This is a genomic window from Chryseotalea sp. (genome assembly GCF_057350905.1).
Window position 1 is genome coordinate 597,707 of sequence record NZ_JBMRCF010000001.1, and the last position, 23,765, is coordinate 621,471.

General features: G+C 40.2%; 24 protein-coding genes. 14 read left to right on the plus strand and 10 right to left on the minus strand.

Annotation, left to right across the window (positions count from 1 at the left end):
• The first annotated feature begins 35 nt into the window (after positions 1-35).
• From ACO1XM_RS02655 to ACO1XM_RS02675, 5 genes are all read left to right on the plus strand, one after another.
• Positions 36-581 (plus strand): hypothetical protein, encoded by a 546-nt coding sequence (locus ACO1XM_RS02655; RefSeq protein WP_486225561.1) that lies wholly within the window; start codon positions 36-38, stop codon positions 579-581.
• Between the two features lie 24 nt (positions 582-605).
• Positions 606-1,707 (plus strand): peptide chain release factor 2 gene (gene prfB, locus ACO1XM_RS02660; protein ID WP_486225562.1). Its coding sequence is split into 2 segments (ribosomal slippage): positions 606-665 and positions 667-1,707, totalling 1,101 coding nucleotides; the frame shifts between segments, so codons are not numbered across the junction.
• Between the two features lie 14 nt (positions 1,708-1,721).
• Positions 1,722-3,374: a carboxypeptidase-like regulatory domain-containing protein gene (locus tag ACO1XM_RS02665; protein WP_486225563.1), complete on the plus strand. Its 1,653-nt coding sequence runs from the start codon at positions 1,722-1,724 to the stop codon at positions 3,372-3,374.
• Between the two features lie 34 nt (positions 3,375-3,408).
• Positions 3,409-4,539 carry an MFS transporter gene (locus ACO1XM_RS02670; RefSeq protein WP_486226530.1) on the plus strand — a complete coding sequence of 377 codons (1,131 nt, stop codon included), beginning with the start codon at positions 3,409-3,411 and terminating at the stop codon, positions 4,537-4,539.
• On the plus strand, positions 4,536-5,207 hold the full coding sequence (locus tag ACO1XM_RS02675; protein ID WP_486225564.1) for a lysoplasmalogenase: 672 nt from the start codon (positions 4,536-4,538) through the stop codon (positions 5,205-5,207). Before ACO1XM_RS02670 ends, ACO1XM_RS02675 begins: the two co-directional genes overlap by 4 nt.
• Before the next feature lie 106 nt (positions 5,208-5,313).
• Here ACO1XM_RS02675 and ACO1XM_RS02680 read toward each other — a convergent pair whose 3' ends face one another.
• The gene (locus ACO1XM_RS02680) at positions 5,314-6,126 is read right to left on the minus strand and encodes a head GIN domain-containing protein (protein WP_486225565.1); all 813 of its coding nucleotides are present in this window, start codon (positions 6,124-6,126) and stop codon (positions 5,314-5,316) included.
• An 87-nt stretch (positions 6,127-6,213) separates the two neighbouring features.
• On the opposite strand from ACO1XM_RS02680, the gene ACO1XM_RS02685 reads away from it, so the two are divergent.
• Together ACO1XM_RS02685 and ACO1XM_RS02690 are read left to right on the plus strand one after the other, a co-directional pair.
• Positions 6,214-6,825 (plus strand): IMPACT family protein, encoded by a 612-nt coding sequence (locus ACO1XM_RS02685; RefSeq protein WP_486225566.1) that lies wholly within the window; start codon positions 6,214-6,216, stop codon positions 6,823-6,825.
• Positions 6,826-6,944: 119 nt separating this feature from the next.
• Positions 6,945-8,171: a TCR/Tet family MFS transporter gene (locus ACO1XM_RS02690; RefSeq protein ID WP_486225567.1), complete on the plus strand. Its 1,227-nt coding sequence runs from the start codon at positions 6,945-6,947 to the stop codon at positions 8,169-8,171.
• Positions 8,172-8,355: 184 nt separating this feature from the next.
• Here the strand turns inward: ACO1XM_RS02690 and ACO1XM_RS02695 are convergent, their stop codons facing one another.
• Positions 8,356-10,512 carry an OmpA family protein gene (locus tag ACO1XM_RS02695; protein ID WP_486225568.1) on the minus strand — a complete coding sequence of 719 codons (2,157 nt, stop codon included), beginning with the start codon at positions 10,510-10,512 and terminating at the stop codon, positions 8,356-8,358.
• A 159-nt stretch (positions 10,513-10,671) separates the two neighbouring features.
• On the opposite strand from ACO1XM_RS02695, the gene yihA reads away from it, so the two are divergent.
• Positions 10,672-11,280: a ribosome biogenesis GTP-binding protein YihA/YsxC gene (gene yihA / locus ACO1XM_RS02700; protein WP_486225569.1), complete on the plus strand. Its 609-nt coding sequence runs from the start codon at positions 10,672-10,674 to the stop codon at positions 11,278-11,280.
• Positions 11,281-11,307: 27 nt separating this feature from the next.
• Complete coding sequence (locus tag ACO1XM_RS02705) at positions 11,308-11,727, plus strand: DUF5606 family protein (protein ID WP_486225570.1); 420 nt, start codon at positions 11,308-11,310, stop codon at positions 11,725-11,727.
• A gap of 44 nt (positions 11,728-11,771) precedes the next feature.
• Here the strand turns inward: ACO1XM_RS02705 and fbp are convergent, their stop codons facing one another.
• Positions 11,772-12,800, minus strand: coding sequence for a class 1 fructose-bisphosphatase (fbp, locus tag ACO1XM_RS02710; protein ID WP_486225571.1), 1,029 nt, complete (start codon positions 12,798-12,800; stop codon positions 11,772-11,774).
• A gap of 44 nt (positions 12,801-12,844) precedes the next feature.
• Between fbp and ACO1XM_RS02715 the strand changes: the two genes are divergently transcribed.
• Positions 12,845-14,086 carry an aspartate kinase gene (locus ACO1XM_RS02715; protein WP_486225572.1) on the plus strand — a complete coding sequence of 414 codons (1,242 nt, stop codon included), beginning with the start codon at positions 12,845-12,847 and terminating at the stop codon, positions 14,084-14,086.
• Here ACO1XM_RS02715 and ACO1XM_RS02720 read toward each other — a convergent pair.
• Positions 14,076-14,564 carry a low molecular weight protein-tyrosine-phosphatase gene (locus ACO1XM_RS02720; RefSeq protein ID WP_486225573.1) on the minus strand — a complete coding sequence of 163 codons (489 nt, stop codon included), beginning with the start codon at positions 14,562-14,564 and terminating at the stop codon, positions 14,076-14,078. The genes ACO1XM_RS02715 and ACO1XM_RS02720 overlap by 11 nt on opposite strands.
• Positions 14,565-14,728: 164 nt before the next feature.
• Here ACO1XM_RS02720 and ACO1XM_RS02725 point away from each other — a divergent pair, with 164 nt between their 5' ends.
• Positions 14,729-15,502 carry an enoyl-CoA hydratase-related protein gene (locus tag ACO1XM_RS02725; RefSeq protein ID WP_486225574.1) on the plus strand — a complete coding sequence of 258 codons (774 nt, stop codon included), beginning with the start codon at positions 14,729-14,731 and terminating at the stop codon, positions 15,500-15,502.
• A 53-nt stretch (positions 15,503-15,555) separates the two neighbouring features.
• On the opposite strand, the gene ACO1XM_RS02730 is transcribed toward ACO1XM_RS02725, so the two are convergent.
• Positions 15,556-16,599 carry a DUF6588 family protein gene (locus ACO1XM_RS02730; RefSeq protein WP_486225575.1) on the minus strand — a complete coding sequence of 348 codons (1,044 nt, stop codon included), beginning with the start codon at positions 16,597-16,599 and terminating at the stop codon, positions 15,556-15,558.
• 99 nt (positions 16,600-16,698) lie between these two features.
• On the opposite strand from ACO1XM_RS02730, the gene ACO1XM_RS02735 reads away from it, so the two are divergent.
• Positions 16,699-17,943, plus strand: a complete 1,245-nt coding sequence (locus tag ACO1XM_RS02735) for a 3-deoxy-D-manno-octulosonic acid transferase (protein ID WP_486225576.1) — start codon at positions 16,699-16,701, stop codon at positions 17,941-17,943.
• Positions 17,940-18,854 carry a ribosome small subunit-dependent GTPase A gene (gene rsgA, locus ACO1XM_RS02740; protein WP_486225577.1) on the plus strand — a complete coding sequence of 305 codons (915 nt, stop codon included), beginning with the start codon at positions 17,940-17,942 and terminating at the stop codon, positions 18,852-18,854. The genes ACO1XM_RS02735 and rsgA overlap by 4 nt, the downstream gene beginning before the upstream one ends.
• Before the next feature lie 20 nt (positions 18,855-18,874).
• Here rsgA and ACO1XM_RS02745 read toward each other — a convergent pair whose 3' ends face one another.
• The 5 genes from ACO1XM_RS02745 to ACO1XM_RS02765 are packed head-to-tail and all read right to left on the minus strand — an operon-like array spanning position 18,875 to position 22,506.
• Complete coding sequence (locus ACO1XM_RS02745) at positions 18,875-19,702, minus strand: DUF3667 domain-containing protein (RefSeq protein WP_486225578.1); 828 nt, start codon at positions 19,700-19,702, stop codon at positions 18,875-18,877.
• On the minus strand, positions 19,695-20,552 hold the full coding sequence (locus ACO1XM_RS02750) for a glycosyltransferase family 2 protein (RefSeq protein WP_486225579.1): 858 nt from the start codon (positions 20,550-20,552) through the stop codon (positions 19,695-19,697). Before ACO1XM_RS02750 ends, ACO1XM_RS02745 begins: the two co-directional genes overlap by 8 nt.
• 2 nt (positions 20,553-20,554) lie before the next feature.
• The gene (locus ACO1XM_RS02755) at positions 20,555-21,481 is read right to left on the minus strand and encodes a hypothetical protein (RefSeq protein ID WP_486225580.1); all 927 of its coding nucleotides are present in this window, start codon (positions 21,479-21,481) and stop codon (positions 20,555-20,557) included.
• Complete coding sequence (locus ACO1XM_RS02760; protein WP_486225581.1) at positions 21,482-21,961, minus strand: Mpo1 family 2-hydroxy fatty acid dioxygenase; 480 nt, start codon at positions 21,959-21,961, stop codon at positions 21,482-21,484.
• Between the two features lie 35 nt (positions 21,962-21,996).
• Positions 21,997-22,506, minus strand: a complete 510-nt coding sequence (locus ACO1XM_RS02765) for a DUF4442 domain-containing protein (protein WP_486225582.1) — start codon at positions 22,504-22,506, stop codon at positions 21,997-21,999.
• 120 nt (positions 22,507-22,626) lie between these two features.
• Between ACO1XM_RS02765 and ACO1XM_RS02770 the strand changes: the two genes are divergently transcribed.
• Positions 22,627-23,739, plus strand: coding sequence for a saccharopine dehydrogenase family protein (locus ACO1XM_RS02770; protein WP_486225583.1), 1,113 nt, complete (start codon positions 22,627-22,629; stop codon positions 23,737-23,739).
• Positions 23,740-23,765 lie beyond the last annotated feature (26 nt).

Below are 23,765 nucleotides of genomic sequence, written 5' to 3' on the forward strand. Positions count from 1 at the left end.
GCCTTTAGTCAGGCGCTTTTTTTTATTTTAACGCAATGGTAAGACTTTCACTCTTTGTGTTTCTGCTGGTAAGTATCAACAGCTTTAGTCAAAACCAGTTGCTGGTCATCAAAAATGATCAAGTGATGGTTCGTTACCAAAAAGGTGACGATTTTGTCTACAAACGAAAAAGCTTAAAAGCACCAATTCATTCTTTCATTATCGATATTAATGATTCAACCATTATAACCAATACCGATACCGTTGCTAAACACCAGATAGAGCGCGTTTATTTCAGAAAAAGTAATTTCCTAAATGTTGTGGGAGGTTTTTTGGTAACAGGTGGCGTACTTATCTTTTTGATTGATCAGGTAAATGTACTTTTTGTACAAGGTGATGGCGCCTCTATTAACGAAAACGTTGCCTCCATCAGTCTTGTTTCCATTGGCCTTGGCTTACCCATGATGCTGGCAAGAAAAAACTCGCACAGGGTTGGCTTCAAGAAGAGACTCAGAATAATCGATCGCAATTCTCCGTTTTATTATACAGAGTCACGCTTTCAACGTAAAGGATATATTTCCCCCCACATTCCCAGAAATTAATACCTTTGTCAAAATTTTTCGAACATGACAACCGAACAACTCAAAGACCTTAAGAACCGCGTGGTTGCCTTAAGGCGCTATCTTTGACTACGATCGTAAGAAAGTAGAAGTGAAAGATCAGGAACTGATCACGCAACAATCTGATTTTTGGAATAATCCTAAGCAGGCAGAAGCTACCCTGAAAACCATGCGGTCTGTAAAAGTATGGACCGATGCTTTTGATGCAGTAAATAAACAGGTAGAAGATTTAGAAGTCCTTAACGAGTTTCATGATGCAGGTGATGCCTCTGATGAAGAGCTTGACCGCGAGTATCAAAAAACAGCCAAAGCTGTAGAAGAATTGGAGTTTAAGAAAATGCTGAGCCGTGATGAAGATCAGCTAAGTGCTATTCTTGAAATTAACCCGGGTGCGGGAGGTACTGAGAGCAATGACTGGGCAGATATGCTTAACCGCATGTATATTATGTGGGGAGAGAAGAGTGGATATGATGTAAAACAAATTGACTACTTGCCGGGTGAAGTGGCTGGTATGAAATCTGGCACCTTGGAAATTGACGGACCTTTTGCTTACGGAAAGCTGAAGTCTGAAATAGGTGTACATCGCCTCGTTCGTATTTCGCCATTCGATTCAAATGGAAGAAGGCATACTTCTTTCGCCTCTGTTTTTGTGTATCCTAAAGTTGATGATACGGTTGAAATAGAAATCAACCCAAGCGATGTTGAACTACACACGTCCCGCTCTGGTGGTGCTGGTGGTCAGAACGTAAACAAGGTAGAAACGAAGGTTCAGCTTACGCATAAGCCAACAGGTATTGTAGTAGTGTGCCAGGTAGAACGTTCGCAACATGCCAACCGCGAACGTGCCATGCAAATGCTGAAGTCGAGGTTGTTCCAGATGGAAATGGAAAAGCGTAACAGCGAGCGCGATAAAGTAGAGGCCGGTAAAATGAAAATCGATTTTGGTTCTCAGATAAGAAATTATGTGTTGCATCCTTATAAGCTGGTTAAAGATGCAAGAACGGGTGTAGAGCGTACAGATGCTCAAACCGTTTTGGATGGGGATTTGGACGATTATATAAAAGCATTTTTATTAGAAGCACAAGAGCAATCAAGTGCAAGTAATTAAATTAATAACTGAACATGTTTAGACTCCTGATAAGTTTATGCCTGCTGAGCACTGTGGCTTTTGGTCAGGCTAAACTTGTTGAGGGTAAAATCATAGATAAGGATACAAAACAACCCATACCTTTTGCCTCAATTGGTTTGTTGGGTACAAGCAAGGGTACAAGCTCTAATCTGAAAGGACAATTTTCACTGTCAGTAAATGAAAACTTTTCTATACGTATCAGCTGCTTAGGTTATAAAACCCTTGAGTTAGAAAATCTTACTAAAGATGAATTCATTACCATTGAACTGGAACCCAGTGCAACTCAGTTAAAAGAAATTGTTGTCTTTAATAAGCAGGTAAATGCCAGAAAAGTTGTGTATAAAGCTTTCAGGGCGGTATCTGATAATTTTAACACAGAGCCATTTTTTCAGAAATTTTTCTACCGTCATTATTGTAAAGACGATTCGGTTTACGGAAGACTTATTGAGGCATCCGTTGACGTGTGGAAGCGAAAAGGGTACAAAGCTTCTCAAAATGCTGCTGGTATTACCGATGAAATACGCGTAACACAATTGCGCAGAAGCTTTGATAACACTAAAGTATCGCAAGGGCATACACCCATTGCCTTAAAAAATATTTTACAGGCCGATATCGCAGGCTACCAGGCGAATATGCCCAGTGATTACATTTCTTTTTTTGCAGAAGTAAGCAGCTTGAAGGCGGATGCGGCTAAATATGATTTTACCTACGAAGGACTTACGTATTACGATGGAAAAGAAGTATACGAAATAGCCTATAGCCTTAGAAAAGATTCTGTATTGACAACGAAGGGTTACGAAGTAAGGCCAGGCAATAAGGGTTCACTTTTTATTGCAACTAAAGATTATGTATTTGTAAAGCTTTCAGATGTTAAATTCTGGGGTAAGGATACTATCAGAACCACTACATACTATACGCCCTACAAGGGCAAATATTACCCTTACCATTTAATAAGAGATGGTAATAGTGTAGCAAGTGATAATACTACACACTGGTTTCATGTAGAAATGATGGCCACTGAAATTTTGACAGAAGGCTATGAAACTTTTTATGGTGACGAACCAGGAAAATTTGACTTACTCAAAATCCCGCACGATTCAGTTTACTGGAGCAATAATACCATTTTGAAAACCACACCGCTTGAAGACGAAATTATTGATGATTTGGGTGGAGGCAAATCCTTGTCAGAGCAATTTAAACAATACCAACAGTATGAACTTAACCAGATTGAAAGTGGTAAGGCTGATGAAAAATTCAAGTGGTTTATTAATGAAAATAAGGACAAGAAGATCATCTACCTCAGTTTTTGGAATAGTGATTGTTTAGCCTGCCTCCAGCAAATTGAATATCAAAAGAAGCTGATGAAAAAGTACCAGGAAAATGTTGCTTTTGTTTTACTTTCATTGGATAAAGATGAAGCAAAATGGAAGCGCACAATGGAAAAATATAATCTGAAAGTTGATGGATTTACAAATTTCAGGATAGGAGATCAATCAACGATTGCTGAGGCCTATGATGTACGGCAGATTCCGCGTTTTGTTATTATCGATAAACAAGGCAAAGACTATAAACTACATGCGAGCCAACCTGATGATCCTGAATTGAAAAAAGAATTTGATGTATTGATCAGTGATAAAAAAGAGTAACAAAACAAAAATTTATACAACACAGTTCTGGTTGGTGTGCTTAAGCTCGGCTCTTTTCTTTGCCAGTTTTAATATGCTCATTCCCGAGTTATCTGCATACCTCACATCGCTTGGTGGAGCAGAGCATAAAGGTTTGATTATAGCCTTGTTCACACTTACAGCCATGTTGTCAAGACCATTCAGTGGCAAGCTGGCAGACACTATTGGAAGAGTGCCTGTAATGATGTTTGGAGGACTTGTTTGTATTGTCTGCAGTCTTCTCTACCCCTTATTAACAACAGTTTCAGGTTTTTTATTTTTGCGTTTGTTACATGGTTTTTCTACAGGTTTTACGCCTACCGGACTCACAGCATATTTATCTGATATTATACCGGCCCATAAAAGGGGAGAAGCCATGGGTATGTTAGGCACAGCAGGTTCTGTGGGCATGGCTGCTGGCCCTGCCATCGGTGGAGTAATCGCCAATCAGTTTTCATTGAATGCACTTTTTTATACTTCATCCTTATTTGGATTGTTATCAATTGTTATACTGCTTTCAATAAAGGAAACGCTGCACAACAAGGTTTCTTTTTCCAGGAATTCGTTAAAGTTACAACGGCATGATTTATTTGAACCCTTAGTAATAGTGCCCTGTATCATTATGCTCCTGTATGCTTATTCCTATGGAGCAGTGTTTACCTTGCTGCCAGATCTAAGCGATTATCTGAAAATAAATAATAAGGGATTACTTTTTTCGTTTCTCACAGTTGCTTCATTGGCCGTTCGCTTAATAGCAGGTAAGGCATCGGACCATTACGGAAGAGTAAATGTGCTGAAAGTTTCTGTTATTTTATTGGGTGCAGGACTTATCTTACTTGGATTTGGTACAAAGCCGATACACGCTATAGTTGGTATTACAATTTACGGTATGGGGCAGGGCATGACGTCCCCTACGTTGTTTGCATGGGCAACTGATTTAAGCGATGAGCGATTTAAAGGAAGAGGAATCTCGAGTTTATACATATTTATGGAAGCGGGCATTGGAGTGGGAGCCCTTTTCTCCGGCTTCATGTATGCGAATAACCCCGAACACTTTTTGCTATCTTTTGCGGTTTGCTCAAGCTTAAGTGCTATTGCTTTTCTTTATCTGTTTTTTGTTAAAAAACCTGAAAGAATTATCATATGAAAAAGTTAGCGCTTGTACTCTTTCTACTGGTTTCTGTCACAGAATTGGCAGCACACTTATTTGATTGGCCAACGGTTCGTCACTTCTCCAAGCCATTATTATTGATCTTGCTGGGGTTTTATTATTATGTGTCAGTAGAAAGGAATCAGCTATCCAAACTAGTGGTGCTTGCGCTCATTTTCTCCTGGGGTGGAGATGTACTACTTATGTATCAACCCAAACATGAGTTGTATTTTGTTTTCGGACTTGCTTCTTTTTTGGTGGCGCATCTTTTCTACATTTTTACATACCGTCAGTTTAGGAGCGAGGATACCAGCAATGCTCTGCTGGGGGTTCAGCGCTTTCGTTATTCTTTTCCAGTTATTTTAGCAGGTACAGGTTTGATAACTGTGTTGTATAATCATTTGGGAGATTTAAAGATCCCGGTAGTTATTTATGCATTGGTGCTGGTGTTCATGGTGTTGAATGCCCTCTTTCGTTTTGGTCGCACAAGCTTGATCAGCTTTTCTATGGTGTTTTTCGGAGCCACTCTTTTTATGATCTCAGACTCAATGATAGCCATAAACAAATTTCTGATGCCTGTAGCCAATAGCGGTTTCTGGGTTATGCTAAGCTACATCACAGCGCAATACCTGATTGTCGAGGGGCTGCTCAGACACAAACAATAAAGGCTGCCTCATTTCTGAAGCAGCCTATATCTTGTTTCTTGTATCTTACTTCTTATGTCTAACTTCTTACGTCTTGTGTCTTACTACTTAGGTCTTATGTCTAGCATTAAAGCTTCCTTACAGAGCCACTACCCGCGGCATTACTATTTACTCTTTTAGGATCGCCCTTATAACGTACATCACCACTTCCGGCAATACTTACATTTAATTCATCTTTTACATGAATGAATACATTGCCAGAACCTGCCACTTTAATATCACAAACTTCAACTTCAAAATTTTCGCCCTTAACATTACCGGAACCACTTATTCTGGTGGTTAAATCTTTAGCACTGCCATCAATAATGATTTTGCCAGAGCCTGCAATGCTAAATGATGATTTGCCGGTTATTTTCAAAGAAGCAATCACATCACCCGAGCCGCTAATATCGCTCTCAAAACTTCCGGCACTTCCTTTCACTTCAATATTGCCAGAGCCCGAAACGTCACTTTCAAGATCACCGCTTACCGCTGCTTCAACTTTTAATGAACCGGAACCACTTACCTTAAGATCTAACTCGCTTGTTTTAATAGTAGTCTGCCCAATAATATCACCAGAGCCGGCCACTGCCAGGCCTGTGATATTTTCAACAGTTATGTATACTGTTATGTCATTTTCATCATTCCAGTTCCAATTGTTCCAGCGTTCTTTTGGTCTTATGCTAAGCTTATCACCTTCAACAATGGTCTCATACTTATCAAGTGTTTCCTGCTTGCCTTCTAATTCTACCTTTTGCGGACTTCCCTGCTTAACGTAGAGAGTACCTCCGCCTCCAAAACCTATTTTTTTAAAGGTTGCAACGTCTCTGGTTTCCTTTTTTTGAGCCAATGCACTTAAGCTAATCAATAAGACTGCTGTCAGTATGAATATTCTTTTCATGTTGTTTTGGGTTATTACTATCCATAGACGCGGGGAAAATGCCTGGGTTGCATCCAGCCTGACATTATTTTACTTTATTTGCGAAGCATGACCACATCCTACCGAACCGTAATCAGTAAGTCTACAGGCTTGTATAAGGAGAAAGGAAGCAAGTTTTTGGCTTTTTGTTACCCGGTAAGGAATGAGGAGGAGGTAACAGTCCACCTGACTGCGCTGCGAAAGGAATACTATGATGCCCGGCACCATTGCTATGCCTGGGTGCTGGGAACAGACAAGATGAGACATAGGGCTAATGATGATGGTGAGCCTAACCATTCGGCTGGCGACCCTATTTTAGGACAAATCCGATCTAAGGGCCTTACCAACACACTGATTGTGGTAGTGCGCTATTTTGGTGGCATTAAGCTGGGTGTAGGGGGGCTGATCACGGCTTATAAATCGGCAGTAGAAGACGCGCTTAATTCGGCAATCATTGAAGAAAAAATGATTACCGCAACTTTAAAACTTTACTTTCCCTACGAGGGCACAAGTGAGATCATGCGCTTGGTTAAAGAGTTTGATTTAAAAATTCTGGAACAGACGTTTGAAGAAGCTTGCTATTTATTACTGGAGGGAAGTGTGGTGAATATGCCAAAGGCCTTGAACCGATTTGAGTTGTTGAAAAAACTTGGTTTTCAACTTACCATTCAGAAAGAATAAGAAATTTGCCTTTTTGGTTTATACTCGATGCGAGGGATTTCAGCCATTGCATTTTTTTGATGATTAACTCCGGTTCAAGGCAATATTTTTATATTGCATGATTGCCAAAAAAATCTTTTATGAAATCGACAAAACAAGCTGCCGTAGGTTTTATTTTTATTACGCTACTGATCGATGTTACAGGCTTGGGTATTATCATTCCGGTAATGCCAAAACTAATCCAGGAACTTACTGGGGGTACTAATAGTGAAGCTGCGAGTTATGGCGGTTGGCTTATTTCTGCTTATGCCATTATGCAATTTTTATTTGCACCCATAATGGGCGGGCTGAGCGACCGCTACGGCAGGAGGCCGGTATTACTTGCATCTCTCTTTGGCTTTGGCATTGACTATCTGTTTCTGGCATTTGCACCAACACTGGCCTGGCTTTTTGTTGGGCGTATTATAGCCGGAGTGATGGGTGCAAGTTTTACTACGGCTGGAGCTTACATGGCTGATATAAGCACACCTGAAAAACGCGCACAGAACTTTGGTATGATTGGGGCTGCTTTTGGTCTAGGCTTTATTATTGGACCTGTTATAGGTGGTTTACTGGGCGGCATGGGTTCGCGTGTGCCTTTTATTGTTGCTGCAATACTAACACTCATCAATTGGTTGTATGGTTATTTTATTTTGCCTGAATCACTGAGTCAGGAAAACAGAAGAACTTTTGAGTGGAAGCGTGCTAACCCAATCGGAACGCTTAAAAGCTTGTTTCGTTATCCTTTGATTGCAGGTTTATTAATCTCTTTATCTTTTGTCTACATCTCAGCCCACGCTGTACAAAGTAATTGGGCTTACTATACCATCGAAAAATTTAAGTGGACAGAGGCCATGATCGGTATTTCGCTAGGCGTAGTAGGTCTTGTCTTTGCAATTGTGCAAGGTGGATTAATCAGGGTGATTATTCCAAAGTTAGGGCAGGAGCGAAGTGTGTACGTTGGACTGGCATTATATGCAGCAGGTTTTATATTATATGCAGTGGCTACGCATAGTTGGATGATGTATGCCTTTACCATTGTGTATTGTATGGGAGGTATTGCAGGACCAGCCTTGCAAGGCATCATGTCGGGTGTGGTGCCAGCCAATGAGCAAGGAGAATTACAGGGAGGATTTACCAGTTTGATGAGTCTTACTTCAATTTTCGGTCCCTTCATTATGAATGGCTTGTTCTCTTATTTTACTGGACCTGCTGCACCCTATTACTACCCAGGGGCGGCCTTGGTTTTGGGTGCAATACTAACCTTGATTAGTGCGATATTTGCGCGAAGAACATTGAAGAAATCAATGCTGGTTACGGCTAAATGACATTGATACAAGCCTTAATTTTTTTGTACACGAGATTGAAATCTGAGGCAAGAGAAATTTCAGGCTTTGTTAAAAGATCTACAGCAACGCGATGAATTTCTGTACAACTGACCGATGCTGATGGTAAGCTTCGGTCAGGTACATGTATGGTCTTAAGTTAAACGAGAAAAGGGATCAGGGTATTTTAGTTTTTCAGCACCTTAAACTCCACCCTGCGGTTAAGTTCACGGCCTTCTTCTTCGTCATCGTTGCTGGCCAATGGTCTTGATTTACCATAACCAACCGCTGTAATTCTTCTTGAATCAATTCCTTTTTTAACTAAATAATCTTTGACAGCTTCAGCTCTTCTCTTCGAGAGTCGCATATTTACTTCTTTTGAGCCATAATAATCAGTATGCCCGCCAATCTCAACACTGAGGTTAGTGTTCTGTTGCATCATGCTCAATAACTTATTCAACTCAGGGTAAGCTTCTGTTGTAAAAGTGGCTTTATCAAAATCAAAATAGATATTACGCAATATAGATACTGAGCCAACCTGAAGCTTACGCATGTTAACCGTACGGCTGATGCTCTTCGGATTTGCAGAGGCTCCATCCAGTTTCACATTAATATTTTGGAAAGAATAACCTTCAACTTCTACGGCTAAACGATAGTCCTTTGTTTGTGCAGCACTGATGGTGAAAACGTATTCACCTGGCCCATTACTTTTCATCGGAACAATAATGTTATCGCGTAACCCTTTTAAAGAAACCTTAGCTTCCAATGCGTCATTTGTAATAGCGTCAGCAATTTTAACAGTAAACACAGATGGCAAAACTTCTTTTACTGGCTCCTTTACGGGTTCCTTCACTGGCTCTTTAATGGGTTCTGTCACTACAACTATTGGTTCTTTTACCGGCTCCTTCACGGGTTCCTTGACAGGTTCTTTAACTGGTTCAGTAACAACGGCCACAGCAACGGTATCTTTTTTAGGAGGATCAACCTTAGGTGGTTCAGGGGTTTTGGTTGCGGCTACAGTTGGTTCAGGATCGGTGATGAGGTAAATATCTGTATAACCCAAGCCATCTTCGCGCACTGATGAGTAGTAGGCGCGTTTACCGTCCTTGCTTCTCACATAGAATACATCGTCATCAGGTGTATTAATCGGGTAGCCTATATTTTCCGGATCTGACCATTCTTCAGCAGCACCTTTTACAGTTATGGTTGACTTAAAGATGTCGTAACCGCCCATGCCCTTACGGCCTTTTGAACTGAAGAATAAAGTGGTTTGGTCGTAATCAATAAAGGGACTTGTGTCATCGTCTGAACTATTAATTTTAGGGCCGAGATTTTTTGTATTGCTCCATTCACCCTTTTCATTCTTGGTTGCTTTATAAATATCTAAGCCTCCAAAGCCACCAGGTCTCCTGCTCGAAAAATAAAGTGTTTTCTCATCTCTAGAAATTGAAACAGAGTTCTCCTCGTAGCTTGAATTAATTATTCCAGGCAGGGGTTCCGGTGGCATCCATTGCCCATTAATGCGTTCTGTGGCGTAGATGTCTCCGGCATTATCATCGTTATAGATAAAAAGCGTATTACCATCCGAAGAAAGAGCAAGGTTAGAATCGTGGTAAGGTGTGTTTACCTGACTACCAATGTTTTTTGCCCTGCTCCATGCGGTACCTGATTTTGTAGCAATGAAAATATCTTCATAAGCTTTGTTATCATCAAACACATCCTGGTTTAAGTTGTCGTCTTTTCTTCTGGAGGTGAACACAATCTCGTCTTCATCTTCGTTTAACACCGGAGCGTAATCTTCAAATTCAGAATTGATTTGATTTCCAATATTGATGATGGAGAACTTTCCGGGATTGCTGACAAACTCTTTTCCATTCTGACATTCAAATATTCTACGCTCAACATCAGCGGGCACTACCCGGTCTTTGCCCTGATAGTTGGGTTTACTTTTTAGTTTGTTTTGATAACGTGTGTAGAAGTCAATGGCCTTGTCGAATTCTTCTCCGTATTGATAGCTTCGACCAATCCAGTACTCTAGTGCAAAATTATACGCTGGGTCTTTCTCATAAACGCGTAAGAAATACTTTACCGCCAGCGCTTTACCAATGGTTTTCAACCGAAGTTCACCTGCCAAGAAATTGGCCTTTAAATTATTTGGATCATAGTTGGCAGCAATTTCCATCAAATCTCGCGCATCATCCTCTACACGAGTTGCCTCAAGTATCAGTTCTGCTTGTAACTGGTATTCCTTTGATTGGGCTACACTATCCTGATCCTGAGCACTTACTTGAGCGAAAAGACCTAGTGAAGCAGCTAAAAAAATAACACTCCTTAGTTGGGGCATTGTTTAAAAAATTTAAAAGCTCCTAAAAATATCACTTTTTAACGTTTCTGAGCACACTAAGGTAGAAAAAACTCCTAACTTTCAAAGCTTTTTGCTATTCGTAAAGAGTCAATTATTATACAATTAGGATTTTATGGTGCAAGTAATACTTTAAGTGAGATGGAAATACTGCAAGCAACCTTTGTTTCCAGCGTAGCTGACCTGGCCAAGTGCCCCCCACCAGACAAGCCTGAATTCGCTTTTATTGGACGTTCTAATGTGGGCAAATCTTCGTTGATTAATATGCTTGCTAATCGTAAGCAATTGGCGAAAACTTCTAACAAGCCTGGTAAAACACAGACAATCAACCACTTTATTATCAACGACATATGGTATCTGGTGGATTTACCTGGCTATGGTTATGCGAGTGTAAGTAAAAGCCTGAAGGCTGGCTTTGGTAAGATTATAGACAACTATGTTTTAAAACGTGAGAACCTGGACTGCCTTTTTGTACTTCTCGACTCCAGGCTGGAACCTCAGAAAATTGACCTCAGCTTTTTAGAATGGGCCGGCTCTGCCGGTGTTCCGATAGCCCTTATTTTTACCAAAAGCGATAAATTATCCGCGAATGAGCTGGCTAAAAGCATGAAGCGTTATAAAGATGTATTAACGCAATATTGGGAAGAAGTGCCTCCCAGCTTTATCACCTCAGCAGAAACCAGAAGAGGCCAGGCAGAGGTGCTAAACTTCATCGATGAAGTAATCCGCAATTCTCGGGAAAATAAATAGCTTTGCGCGCTAATTTATTATTTTGATATGACACTTTCGGAAATTGCCACCATTACAGGAAAGAGCACATTATATAAGGTTTTAAAACCAGGTAAGGCAGGTGTAATACTTGAATCGCTGGATGAGACCAAAACAAAGATTGTGGCTAATGCCAGTCATCGCTTGTCTGTGTTAAGTGAGATTTCTATTTATACCACCACAAAAGAGGGTACTGTTCCTTTGGAAGAGGTACTGAAAAAAATTAATAAAGAGTACGGGGCTGATCTGGGCCTGGATGCAGATGCAGCCAACAATGAACTGAAGGCTTTTCTTAAATCTGTCGTACCCGACTATGATGAAAGCCGGGTGTACGTATCAGACATGAAAAAGCTGGTACGTTGGTATAACATGCTACTTAAGCAGGTACCTGAAATTTTTGAAGAGAAAGCTGACAATAAAGAAGCCTGATCTTAATTCAAGATTTCAAATTTGAAATTTGAAATCTTGAATCTCTAAAGAAGAGATTCCGCTTTCTCCACCATCTTTTTAGAACCAACATAGAAAGGGACTCGTTGGTGAAGACTGGTGGGTTGGATATCCAAAATTCTATTTTTTCCATCCGTGGCTTTACCTCCCGCCTGCTCTGCAATAAAAGCCAGCGCATTGCACTCGTACATCAAACGCAATTTGCCATTACTATCTTTTGCTGTAGCCGGATAGATGTAGATACCACCCTTTAACATATTCCTGTGAAAGTCTGCCACCAAAGATCCAATATACCGCGCTGTATATTTTTGATCTTTGCAGTATTGTACATAACGCTTCACACCTTCACTAAAGGAATTCGCGGAGCCTTCATTGATGGAATAAATTTTTCCATCTTCGGGCATGGTCAATCTTTCTTTCGATAAAAAGTATTCGCCCAGACTAGGCTCATGCGTAAAGCAATTTACACCATGTCCAGTTGTGTAAACCAGCATGGTACTCGATCCATAAAGTATATAACCAGCCGCTACCTGCTCGCTGCCTTTTTGCAAAATATCAGCATCAGTGATAGGTGTACCAATAGGACTCTTTCTTCTATACACCGAAAAAATGGTTCCAATAGATACGTTAACATCAATATTAGATGAACCGTCCAGCGGATCAATGGCAATTACATATTTACCATTGTTGTTAAGGTCTGTAAAGCTTTCTTCTTCTTCAGAAATCAAAGCACATACTTCACCACCTTTGGCCAAGGCCCTGGTAAAACGAATATTGGCCAGTACATCAAGTTTCTGCTGGTCATCGCCTGTATTATTTTGTGAGCCTGCCCCGCCCATAATGTCAATCAAACCGGCTTTATTGATTTCACGGTTAACTACTTTTGAGGCGAGTGCTATATCTCTGAGTAACTGCGAAAGCTCCCCACTGGCATAAGCAAATTCATCCTGGTTGTTCTTGATAAAGCGGTCAAGGGCAATTCCGATCGATTGGGCGATGCGTGAACTCTCCATACTTGGTGAGTTGGCTTTAAACGTAGTACTTTGCGTGCTCATAATTAAATGACAAAGATAAATCGCAAACGTTTTAGTACAATCAAATGAGGGTTTTTAAGTTTGGCGGAGCTTCTGTTAAGAATGCTCCGGCCGTTGTTAACACAGCTTCTATTATTAGCGCCCATACAGATGAGCCTTTATTGGTGGTAGTTTCAGCTATGGGTAAGACTACCAATGCTTTAGAGGTAATTGTGCAGGCAATTCTACACAAGCAGAATTATAAAAACGAACTTCAACAAGTTAAAGATTACCACCTCACCATTACAAATACGCTTTTTGAGGCCGACCACCACATCCATAAAGAGATTATAGCAGTCCTCGACTCAATCCATGGCCTCAGCATTAAACCATTTTCAGAAGATCAGCTGTATGATCAGGTAGTGTCTTTAGGTGAAATTGTATCAACCCTGATTGTGGCTGCCTATATGAATCAAGGTGCTAATAAATGTACCTGGTTAGATGCCAGAGAGTTTATTAAAACAGATTCGAATTACCGGGAGGGCAAGGTAGACTGGGAGAACAGCAAAAAAGCCATGTCCAGTATCACTTTCGAGGGTAATAAATGCTTTATAACCCAGGGCTTTATTGGCAGAACATCTGATGGATTTACGACTACACTCGGGCGGGAAGGATCAGATTTTACTGCCGCAATTTTTGCTTCTTGTTTGAAGGCGACCTCTGTTACTATATGGAAAGATGTGCCAGGTGTGATGAATGCTGATCCCAAGCGATTACCAGCTGCCATCGTTTTTGAAGAACTGCCTTTTAAGGAGGCAGCAGAAATGACTTACTACGGTGCTTCTGTTATTCACCCTAAAACTATTAAACCACTTGCCAATGCAGGTATACCTTTATTGGTTAAGAATTTTGATAACATTGAATTGCCCGGCACCCGTATTCATGAATGCAAGGTAGATGAGCTACCACCGCTAATTGTTTTTAAGGATAACCAATGCCTGATATCTTGTAAGGTGGTTGATTACACCTTTATCGATGAAGCACAATTAGGTATTATTTTCAAGGCGCTTTCTGAGTTAAATATTAAAATAAACCTGATGCAGAATTCAGCCATTTCATTTTCCTTCTGTGTGGATTTCCGGGAGAATAAGATACTGAAGTTGGTGGAAAGCCTTCAGCATCATTTTGAAGTATACTATAATACAGGCTTAACCCTGATTACAGTAAAGAACTATGATGAAAAGACTTTCGATTTTTATAGAAAGCAGAAGGGTGTAATGCTGGAACAATCTTCACGTTCTACCTTACAGGTTTTAGTTAAAGCTTAAGCTGTTTTTGGAGTTGAAGCAGCAGATGCTCATTCGCGCTGTTCAGAATTTCAAAAACATGTTGAAAATCTTTTTCGCTGCCATAATACGGATCAGGCACCTCAGTAGCATCTGCCAGGGGATCGTAAGTTCGCATGAGTTTTATTTTGTTGCTATGCTGTTTTGCATTAGGCAAGCGATGTATGTTGCGAAGATTACTCTCGTCCATCGATATTATTAAATCAAATTCCTCAAGGTCATTATGGTGGAGTTGCCTGCCCAGGTGATCTATGCGAACACCATTTTTTAGTGCATTGCTGATTGTACGCGGGTCTGGTGAATCGCCTATATGGTAATTAGCCGTTCCACAGGAGGCTGCCTCAAAATATTGAGTCAATCCTTTTTCATCAATTTTTTTCCTGAAGATGGCTTCAGCCAGGGGAGAGCGGCAAATATTGCCCAGACAAACAAATAGCACTTTTGTGGTAGCAAATTTCATAGTGCTCAAAAATAAAACTTATGGGTTACTAAAGGCAACGATCCAGTATAAAAACAAGAAGCATAACGATTACCTTTTTTTGAAAAGCCCCAGTTAGAGAGACGGGGCTTTTCGCTTTTTTATACTGACAGGTTAATGTATGTTAGCGTTATAAATCAACCATCATGGAATTCATCAAGCTTACTGAACAGTTCGAGAAGCATGTCGCACTGATTGAATTAAACAGGCCCAAAGAGCTCAATGCACTTAACCTGCAACTGATGCAGGAATTGCGCGATACACTGAAACAATTAGACAATAATGCCGAAGTAAGGGCCATCATTATAACAGGAAACGAACAAGCCTTTGCAGCAGGCGCAGATATCAAGCAAATGGCCAACAAAACTGCCATTGATATGTTATTGATTGATCAGTTCAGCACTTGGGACCAGATCAGAAAAACAAGAAAGCCCATTATTGCTGCGGTATCTGGTTTTGCCCTGGGGGGAGGTTGCGAGCTTGCCATGACCTGCGACATGATTATCGCATCGGAAACAGCCAAATTCGGACAGCCAGAAATTAAGATCGGTGTAATGCCCGGAGCGGGTGGCACCCAACGCCTGACCAAGGCCATTGGTAAAGCCAAAGCCATGGAACTGGTGTTGACAGGCAGGTTTTTATCGGCAGAAGAAGCCAAGAGTTATGGTTTGGTGAATAAGGTCGTTCCTGTTGAAATGTATATGTTTGAAGCAGTACAATTAGCGAAGGAGATTGCAGCCATGTCACCCATAGCCACGATGTTGGCTAAAGAAGCTGTGAACCGATCGTTTGAAACCTTTTTGGATGAAGGTTTGCACTTCGAACGGAAAAACTTTTATCTCGCCTTTGCTTCAGAAGATCAGAAGGAGGGGATGGCCGCTTTTGTTGAAAAACGTAAACCAGACTTCAAGGGTAAATAAAAAAGAGACTGCGTTTTAAGCGCAGTCTCTTTTTATTAGGATTTAAATTTTATTTACCTCACTGAAAGACCTAAACCTACAGTAAGTGTACTATACTTTTGTATGGTGTAATCCGCATGAATGGTAAGAATCAACAGTTTTAATCTTAAACCTGCAGTCATGCGTGGGCTAACAACTTTTTCTTCAACACTTACAGGATCTTTTGTTTCATCAATACCATCATCGTTCAGGTCATAATCACCTCTCACTTTTAGTGTTGAGGTACCTGTACCAAAACCAATGGCAGCATAAGGTGTTATTACAGAAATCTTCTTGGAAATAATGGCCTGAACGCTGGTTCCTTGCACAGTAAATTCACCCCTTTTGGTCGCATCAGTATCATCAAGCGAAACACCAATATCCATTTTAGAATAAGCAATCATGGCAGACAAATCGAAGGGTAGCATTTTAATGCCGGGTATGTGTTGCTTAATATCATGCATTACACCAAAGCCGATCATTTTTACTTGTCCATCACCAAAGTCTATTTCTGGTGTCCAGCGTACTTTCAATTCAAAGCCTTTTGGCAAGCCTATACCTGCGTTGAATACTGGCACAGGAACGCGGCCATTCAAGTAATCATCGAATACATCTGTACCCTGCGGACCGCTAAAGTCTGTACCAGGAATGGGCGTATCAGTACCTGGATCCTTCGATTCGAAAGTAGGTGCTGGTGTTTTACCAAAAATTGTCGGGATCTGACCTGTTCCATTAGCAGGGGGAATAGAGCCACCACCATTATTGGTGTTCTTTAAATAAATATTATTAAGTCGGCTGTTATCAACTGTAAAAGTTCTGTCACCCCCGGGTATTGTAACCAAGGCACCTGAAAGTGTAAAGTCAATACCACCTATTTTATGTGGTTTGGCTGTATTGTACCAGCCCTGGTTAATGCCTGCTGCATAAGTGCGCAGGAATGGGCTAATATAACCCTCTGCCAAATATTTGGCATCGGCCTGCGACCCTCTTAGAATTTCACCCAGGTCACCCTGTGCAAAGGTAGTTTGAGCGCCAGCCATCAGCAGTGTAACAGCAAGTATTTTTGAGATAGGTTTCATCGTTTTTTGTTTACGGTATGAAGTAACTAATAAAATCAATAACAACATCAGAATCAATAAAAAAAGTACCGGACAAAGTCCTTTTTCTATTTTTGCAGCATGATTTTTATTTATAACCTGTCCATTAAAGTCATTTCAGGTCTTTTTGCCCTTGCGGCTCTTTTTAACAATAAGGCACAACTATTTGTAAAGGGGAGAAAAGGCTTAATCAGCACCATAAGAGAAGATTTAAAAAAGAACAATGCACCTATACTATGGATACACTGCGCATCATTAGGAGAGTTTGAACAAGGAAGGCCTGTTATTGAAGCTTTTAAGAAAGACTTCCCGGCATATAAAGTGTTGCTGACATTCTTCTCTCCATCGGGATATGAGGTTAGAAAAAAATATGCCTTGGCTGATTGGATCTACTATCTGCCTTGGGATACGAAAAGCAATGCCCGACAATTTGTTGATGCTGTAAAGCCTGCACTGGCCATTTTTGTAAAGTATGAATTCTGGTTTCACTACAGCAATGAATTGCACAAACGATCCATCCCATTATTATCAATTGCCTCTATCTTCAGAAAGGATCAATTGTTTTTTAAATCATATGGAAGTTTTTACCGAAGTATACTCAAGAAGTTCTCTTACTTCTTTGTTCAGAATTTTGTATCGCAGGATCTCTTAAAGAGAATTGGCTTAACCAATATTGCTGTTGCCGGAGATACTCGTTTTGATCGGGTAAATGCTATTGCCAAGGCTTCTGAACCACTTCCACTGGTGTTGAATTTTAAAAATGACACAAAATTAATGGTAGTTGGTAGTGCCTGGTCAGAAGATATGGAAGTCTTATCACCTTTTATAAATGAACAAGGTTTAAAGTTGAAATTCATCATTGCCCCACACGAAATAGAGGAGGCTTCACTAAAGCTGATCGAATCTCAATTATTGCAAAAAAGCATACGATACTCTCAGGCCTCAGCCATGGATCTTCAGTCGTACCAGGTGCTCATCATTGATAACATCGGTTTGTTATCAAGATTATATAAGTATGGGGAGTTTGCTTTTGTTGGCGGGGCTTATGGCAAAGGCTTGCACAATATTTTAGAAGCCGCTTGTTATGGAATTCCCATATTTTTTGGGAATAAGAATTTTGAGAAATTTCAGGAAGCAAAAGACTTGATAAACAGGGGAGGTGCTTTTGATATTGCAGATTATAGTGACCTATTGGCTAAGTATGAAATGGTAAACGTGCCGGAAAACTTTATGCTTGCATGTGAAGTAACAAAGTCGTATGTGCAAGAGAACCTTGGCGCTACCGACAAGATTATGAAATACTGCCATTCAATATTGAAAGTATGAAAGGGCTTGTGTTAAAATCTACGGGAAGCTGGTACTTATTATTAGGCGAAGACGGCAAACGCTATCAGGCGAGGGTGCGTGGTAAACTCCGCCTCGAGGGAATTAAGGAAACTAACCCAGTAGCTGTTGGAGACTATGTTGTGTTTGATATTGAAGGCGAGGAAGGAATTATATCAGCCATTGTAGATCGTGAGAATTATATAGCCAGACAATCCGTAAAAAAGACAGGCCACTCACATATTCTGGCGGCCAATGTTGATCAGGCTTTGCTGGTTGTTACCTTAGCTTTTCCGAGAACTTCTTTGGGTTTTATTGACCGTTTTATTGTAGCGGCTGAGTCTTTCAGGATTCCTCAGGTAATTGTATTTAATAAGTCAGACTTATTGACTCCAGAACAACAGGCAGAAGTGGAGGAACTGATGAAGCTATATCAGCGCTTAGATATACGTTGTATTCAAACCTCTGCGAATAACGCAGATCAAGGTGATTTAGAGTTGTTGTTACAAAATAAAAAAACACTTATCTCCGGTCACTCTGGGGTGGGCAAGTCTACATTAATTAACCAGCTTTCAAAAAACATACAGCAAAAAACAAGTGAGATTTCAGATTTCTCCAGCAAGGGTACACACACAACTACCTTCGCTGAAATGTTTCAGTTGAATGAACATACTTTTATCATTGATACACCAGGGATAAAAGAACTTGGCTTGGTGAATATGGAACCCGAAGAGTTATCAGATTATTTTATTGAGATGCGCGCACTGCGTTCGTCTTGCAAATTCGGAGGGCGGTGTTTACATATGAATGAACCGAAGTGTGCAGTGAAAGAGGCAGTAGTCAACGGATCAATTGCTCAAAGCCGCTACGATAGTTATGTGAGCATGGTGAAGGGTGATGACAACCGGAAATAGTCTTTTAGACTATTCGTACTTCAGGTAATCGTATAAACGATCAGAAATAATAAGAAACGGTACAGGATGTGTGTAAACATAAAAACAGCAAGCACCAACGGTAAATAGATTGAGGTGGCCCACCATTTTCTTTTGTATACTTTACTAATGGCTTTCCAGGTATAGAACAATATACCCCCCAAATACAAAAACTGAATAATATTGGTTAATAAAGGGCTGAGGAAGGTAAAGAGATATTTGTCAATTCCAACCACCAGACCTACAGAAAGTCCAACTAGCAAAAGAAATCCCAATAAGTGTAGGGCAAATACAAAGTGGTCAGCATAAAAATACTTATTGCGGTAGAATAGCAGCAGTAAGAAAGCGGCCATAATCGGAATATGAAGTATGATTAAGCTATTGGCATAAACCGAACTTTTTTTATTGTAGATTTCAGCGTAAGCGTCAAACTTAATCTTTTCAGCAGCCAGTTTATTTTCAACCATCGCGTTTGTGAAATCCTTGTAGGGAGAAAAATGTGTTTGCTCATACAAAGTTTGATTGAAATCAGAGAAGGGAGTGTACCAAAAATAGAATAAATTAATCAATAGAAATAGAGAAAAGGGTGGCATCCATCTTTTGCGTCTTCCTTCAATGATATCAATAGTTAACTGGCCAGGCTTGGTAAATAAGATCCAGATATTTTTAAGGAAGTTATTTTCTAAGAAGAAGGCAGCACCAAAGAATTGAAAAATGAAATGCTTGAGCGTGCGATCATTGGGTTCAGCAACTTTCTGACCGCATGCATAGCAAAACTGTCCTTGTAATGGGGTATTACAGTTTAAACAATGATTTACCAATTCAGACATACACCATTCTATTATTCGCGGATAATAAATTCAGATATTTCCATACGAGCTTCCAGTTTAAAAGTCGAAGGTTTACACGCATCTCATACCGAATTCGTTTATTCAAAGCCTGTTGTTCATCTCTTGTCCTGTTAAGATACATTATTTTCTTGCAAATAAGATAGGTGCTGTACTGGTGAGTCGATCTTATTGAAAATTGCTTTGCTGATAATGATCCAGGAAGAATTCTTCTTTTAATTAAAGCTTTCGGTATATAGCAATACTTCCATTGACGGGCCGAGCGTATCCAAAGGTCGAAGTCTTCGTAACTTAACTGCTCATCGTACCCACCCAATGCATCAATTAATTCTTTTCTGAACATCATGGTGGGGGAACAAATAAAATAACGTTCAATTAAATCTTTATAAATGTCCCCTTGCGGAATGCTATTATGCGGAAATTTATCGGAATGCAATCCTGAGCTCTTTCCATCGGCCTGTATTAACAGGGCATCACTAAACTGCAGTCCGTACTCAGTTCCATTTTTTTCGAAGCAAGTCAAGCCTTCATGTATCCGTTCAGGTAAGAGAACATCATCTGCTGCCAGATCAATGATAAAATCACCCTTAGCTTTTTTTAAGGCAATGTTGAATGCCTTGCAACTACCGACATTCTCCCGCAGATCAAGGTATTCAATGCTGCTTTGTTGACTTACAAAATCGGCTATAACTACTTTACTTCCATCTGTGCTGGCATCATCTACCACGATCAATTGCACTTGAACATGTGTTTGTTGTAAAACCGACTGAAGGGCTTCAATAACAAAGGCTCTATGGTTATGGCAAAGACATATAACAGTGACCAGTTGCATACTTAGTCGTCCAGATTCTTTTCAAAAGTAAATTTGGTACTGTAGCTGGCACCCAGGTGTTGCTTGAAAGTAAGTAGATTAAAATTGGGTTTTCCATGTAATGCAGCCGTACCTAAATCAAGCATCTCGATTTTATTTAGAAAACAGAAATTATAAATTCCTTCTATGAGCATAACTACCGGGCTTATTTTTTGATAAGCACTCGCGTGATCATAATAGAAAGTATACAGAATTGTAGGACTTACCTTGATTGCGATACAGGCGGCAATCATTTCTTTATTATGCTTTATGCTAAAGAGATGGATGGCGTCTGGTATACTTTGTTGTAACTTCTTAAGCTCTTTTAAAGGCATGGATAGTGTATACTTCTTCTTGGCCCGGCAATTTTCAATGAATGCGTACACTTCGGAGAGTTTGTTTCTCTTTAAAACCTCAAAGCTGAATTGCTCCTGTCTGGCTTGCCTCAGTTTGCGTTTTTCCCATGCATGCAGTTTAGTTCCGAACTGAATTGCATCCACCTTGATGAGGTTAGCGATTTCTGCATTGACAATTGTAAACCCAAGGTTCAGCAACAAGGTATTGACGAGCGCATTACATGCCGGTAGGTAAGCATCTACGCTTTGTTTAATAACAAGCTGATGGATTCCTTTATTTTTTAAATCTTGTAAGATGTAGTTGATAAAATCAAAAAGAATGCTTGCATCAAGCCCCTGCATAAACTCAAAGGAACCAAATGGTGCCTTTAACGGAGACGATGCTTTTCCTTTTTCAATATGAAGCCAAATAAATCCCTGGCAGTCTCGTTTCTTATCTAAAACATAATAACACCTCCAGCCCTCTTTAGATTGAAGTTGAATGTGGTCGTTCGTATTGAATAAAAACTGAGCAACCGGTTTATAGTTACCCGAATGAAATGTATAGTTTTTCAATTAGTAAGGAATGCCTAACTTTTTATAAATGAAATGCATAAGCCATGCAGGACCAACCAGTAAAAATTGAAGGTCTTTAAAGAACGAAGGTTTTTTTCCTTCAACCTTATGTCCATAAAATTGCCCGATCCAGGCAACTACAAAAATAATAATGCTGACCATCCATAATGGAGCAATATCAAAGGACACAATTACTTTAGCCATATATAGGCAAAGTAGGGCAAAAAGTACCATGCCTATGCTTAAAGGTATGGAGAGTGAAACATAGTAAGCAGTAACCCCAATTAGGGTAACCGTTGCCCAGTTAGCATACACATTTCCTTGGCCAAGAAAGGACTGTACAAAACCTGATGGAATAGAAGCGATCAGTCCAACAATACTAAAGAAGATAAGGGGCACGCAAATCCAGTGAATGGTTTTGTTGGTTGCATTCTGATGGCTTTCTCCATATTCCGAAAGGAGTTGATCTATCTTTCTCATAATTATCTTTTTTCAGTGGTACTAAGATAATAAAACTAAGCTTTGGTTTTTACTTTAGCCCAATCCTTCACTTGCCAAAAAACTTTACCGGTAGTTAAATGATTTCCCTTACTATCATGAATTTTTACTTCGCAAGGAATAATAACAGCCTCTTGTTGCTGAAGTGGTTGATAAATTTTCTCTGTTAACCACTCCTCTGAAATGCTAAAGGAGGCAAAAGCATCCATTTTTCCCTGATAATGGTAGTCCATTTCAAGTCTTTGCATAATCAATCGGTATTTTTTAGCATCAAGCCTCGAGATCAATAAGAAGCCGGTTGTAAACTCAGATACAGTGGCCATGGCGCAGGCGTGTATGCCACGGATATGGTTGAAATTCTTTCTGCGGTAGGGTAGCAAGGTTTTTAAACTATAATCGCTGATCTCCACAATCCTGAAACCATGGGGCTTATTAAATGGGATCATTCGATCAAGGGCAAAGTTGAGTATGCCTTTGTAGAAAGAAGAGGTCTTTGCTTTTTCAACTAACTTATTGGGATCTAACATAGTGCGTATTTGATTTGGGTAAGTTAAGGGAAATTCTGTTTTTGCATCCGTAAATTTTTTATTTTAATACTTATCAGTTTTTTCCATCATACAGAAATGAACTGGTTTATTTAAAGCTATATGAAAAAAGTAATTGTTTTGGGTGCAGGCTTGGTAGGCAAGGTGATGGCCGCAGACCTTGCTAAATCATTTGATGTTACCGCTGTAGATTTTAATCAGGATGCCCTGAATGAAGCAGCCAAACTGGGTGTAAAAACACAACAGGCTGATCTTTCAGATTTAGTGGCATTGCGCAAACTACTTCAACCTTACGATCTTGTAGTAGGAGCCGTACCAGGTTTTATGGGTTTCAACATTGCCAAAACCGTTATTGAAGCCGGAAAGAACATGGTTGATATTTCCTTCTTTCCTGAAGATCCATTTCTGCTGGATGATTTAGCTAAAAAACAGGGTGTTACCATTGTAACGGATTGCGGTGTTGCACCAGGTATGGGTAATATCATTCTGGGCTATCATAACAAGCGCATGCAAATACAACATTATGAATGTCTGGTGGGAGGATTACCCCTTGTGCGCGAATGGCCCTATGAATACAAGGCTGTTTTTTCTCCCATTGATGTTATTGAAGAATATATCCGTCCGGCCCGCTATGTACAAAACGGTGCACTGGTTGTAAAAGAGGCATTGTCAGATCCGGAGCTTATTCATTTTGATGGTGTTGGTACACTAGAGTCCTGGAATTCCGATGGACTTCGCTCACTGATCAAGACCATGCCTGACATTCCTAACATGATTGAGAAAACCTTGCGCTACCCCGGTTGTATTGAATACCTGCGGGTATTGCGCGAAACAGGTCTTTTCTCCTATGAAGAAATTGAGGTAAAAGGTGTTAAGGTAAGACCGGTAGACGTAATGGCTAAATTGCTATTCCCCAAATGGAAACTGAAGCCAGGCGAAGAAGAGTTTACGGTCATGCGCATTGTCATGGAGGGAGAAGAAGCAGGTAAGAAAAAGCGTTATCAATACAATTTACTTGACCGTACGAATAGTGGAACCTTGTCGATGGCACGTACTACTGGTTATACCTGTACGGCTGCAGTGCACTTGGTGGCCAATGGTAGTTATACACGCAAAGGTATTAATCCGCCCGAGTTTTTGGGAGAAGAAAAAGAGCATTTTGACTTCATTTTAAGCTATTTAAAGCAGCGTGAGGTTCACTATTTGATCTCCTGAGCAATCATATTTTTTGTATCTTCAAG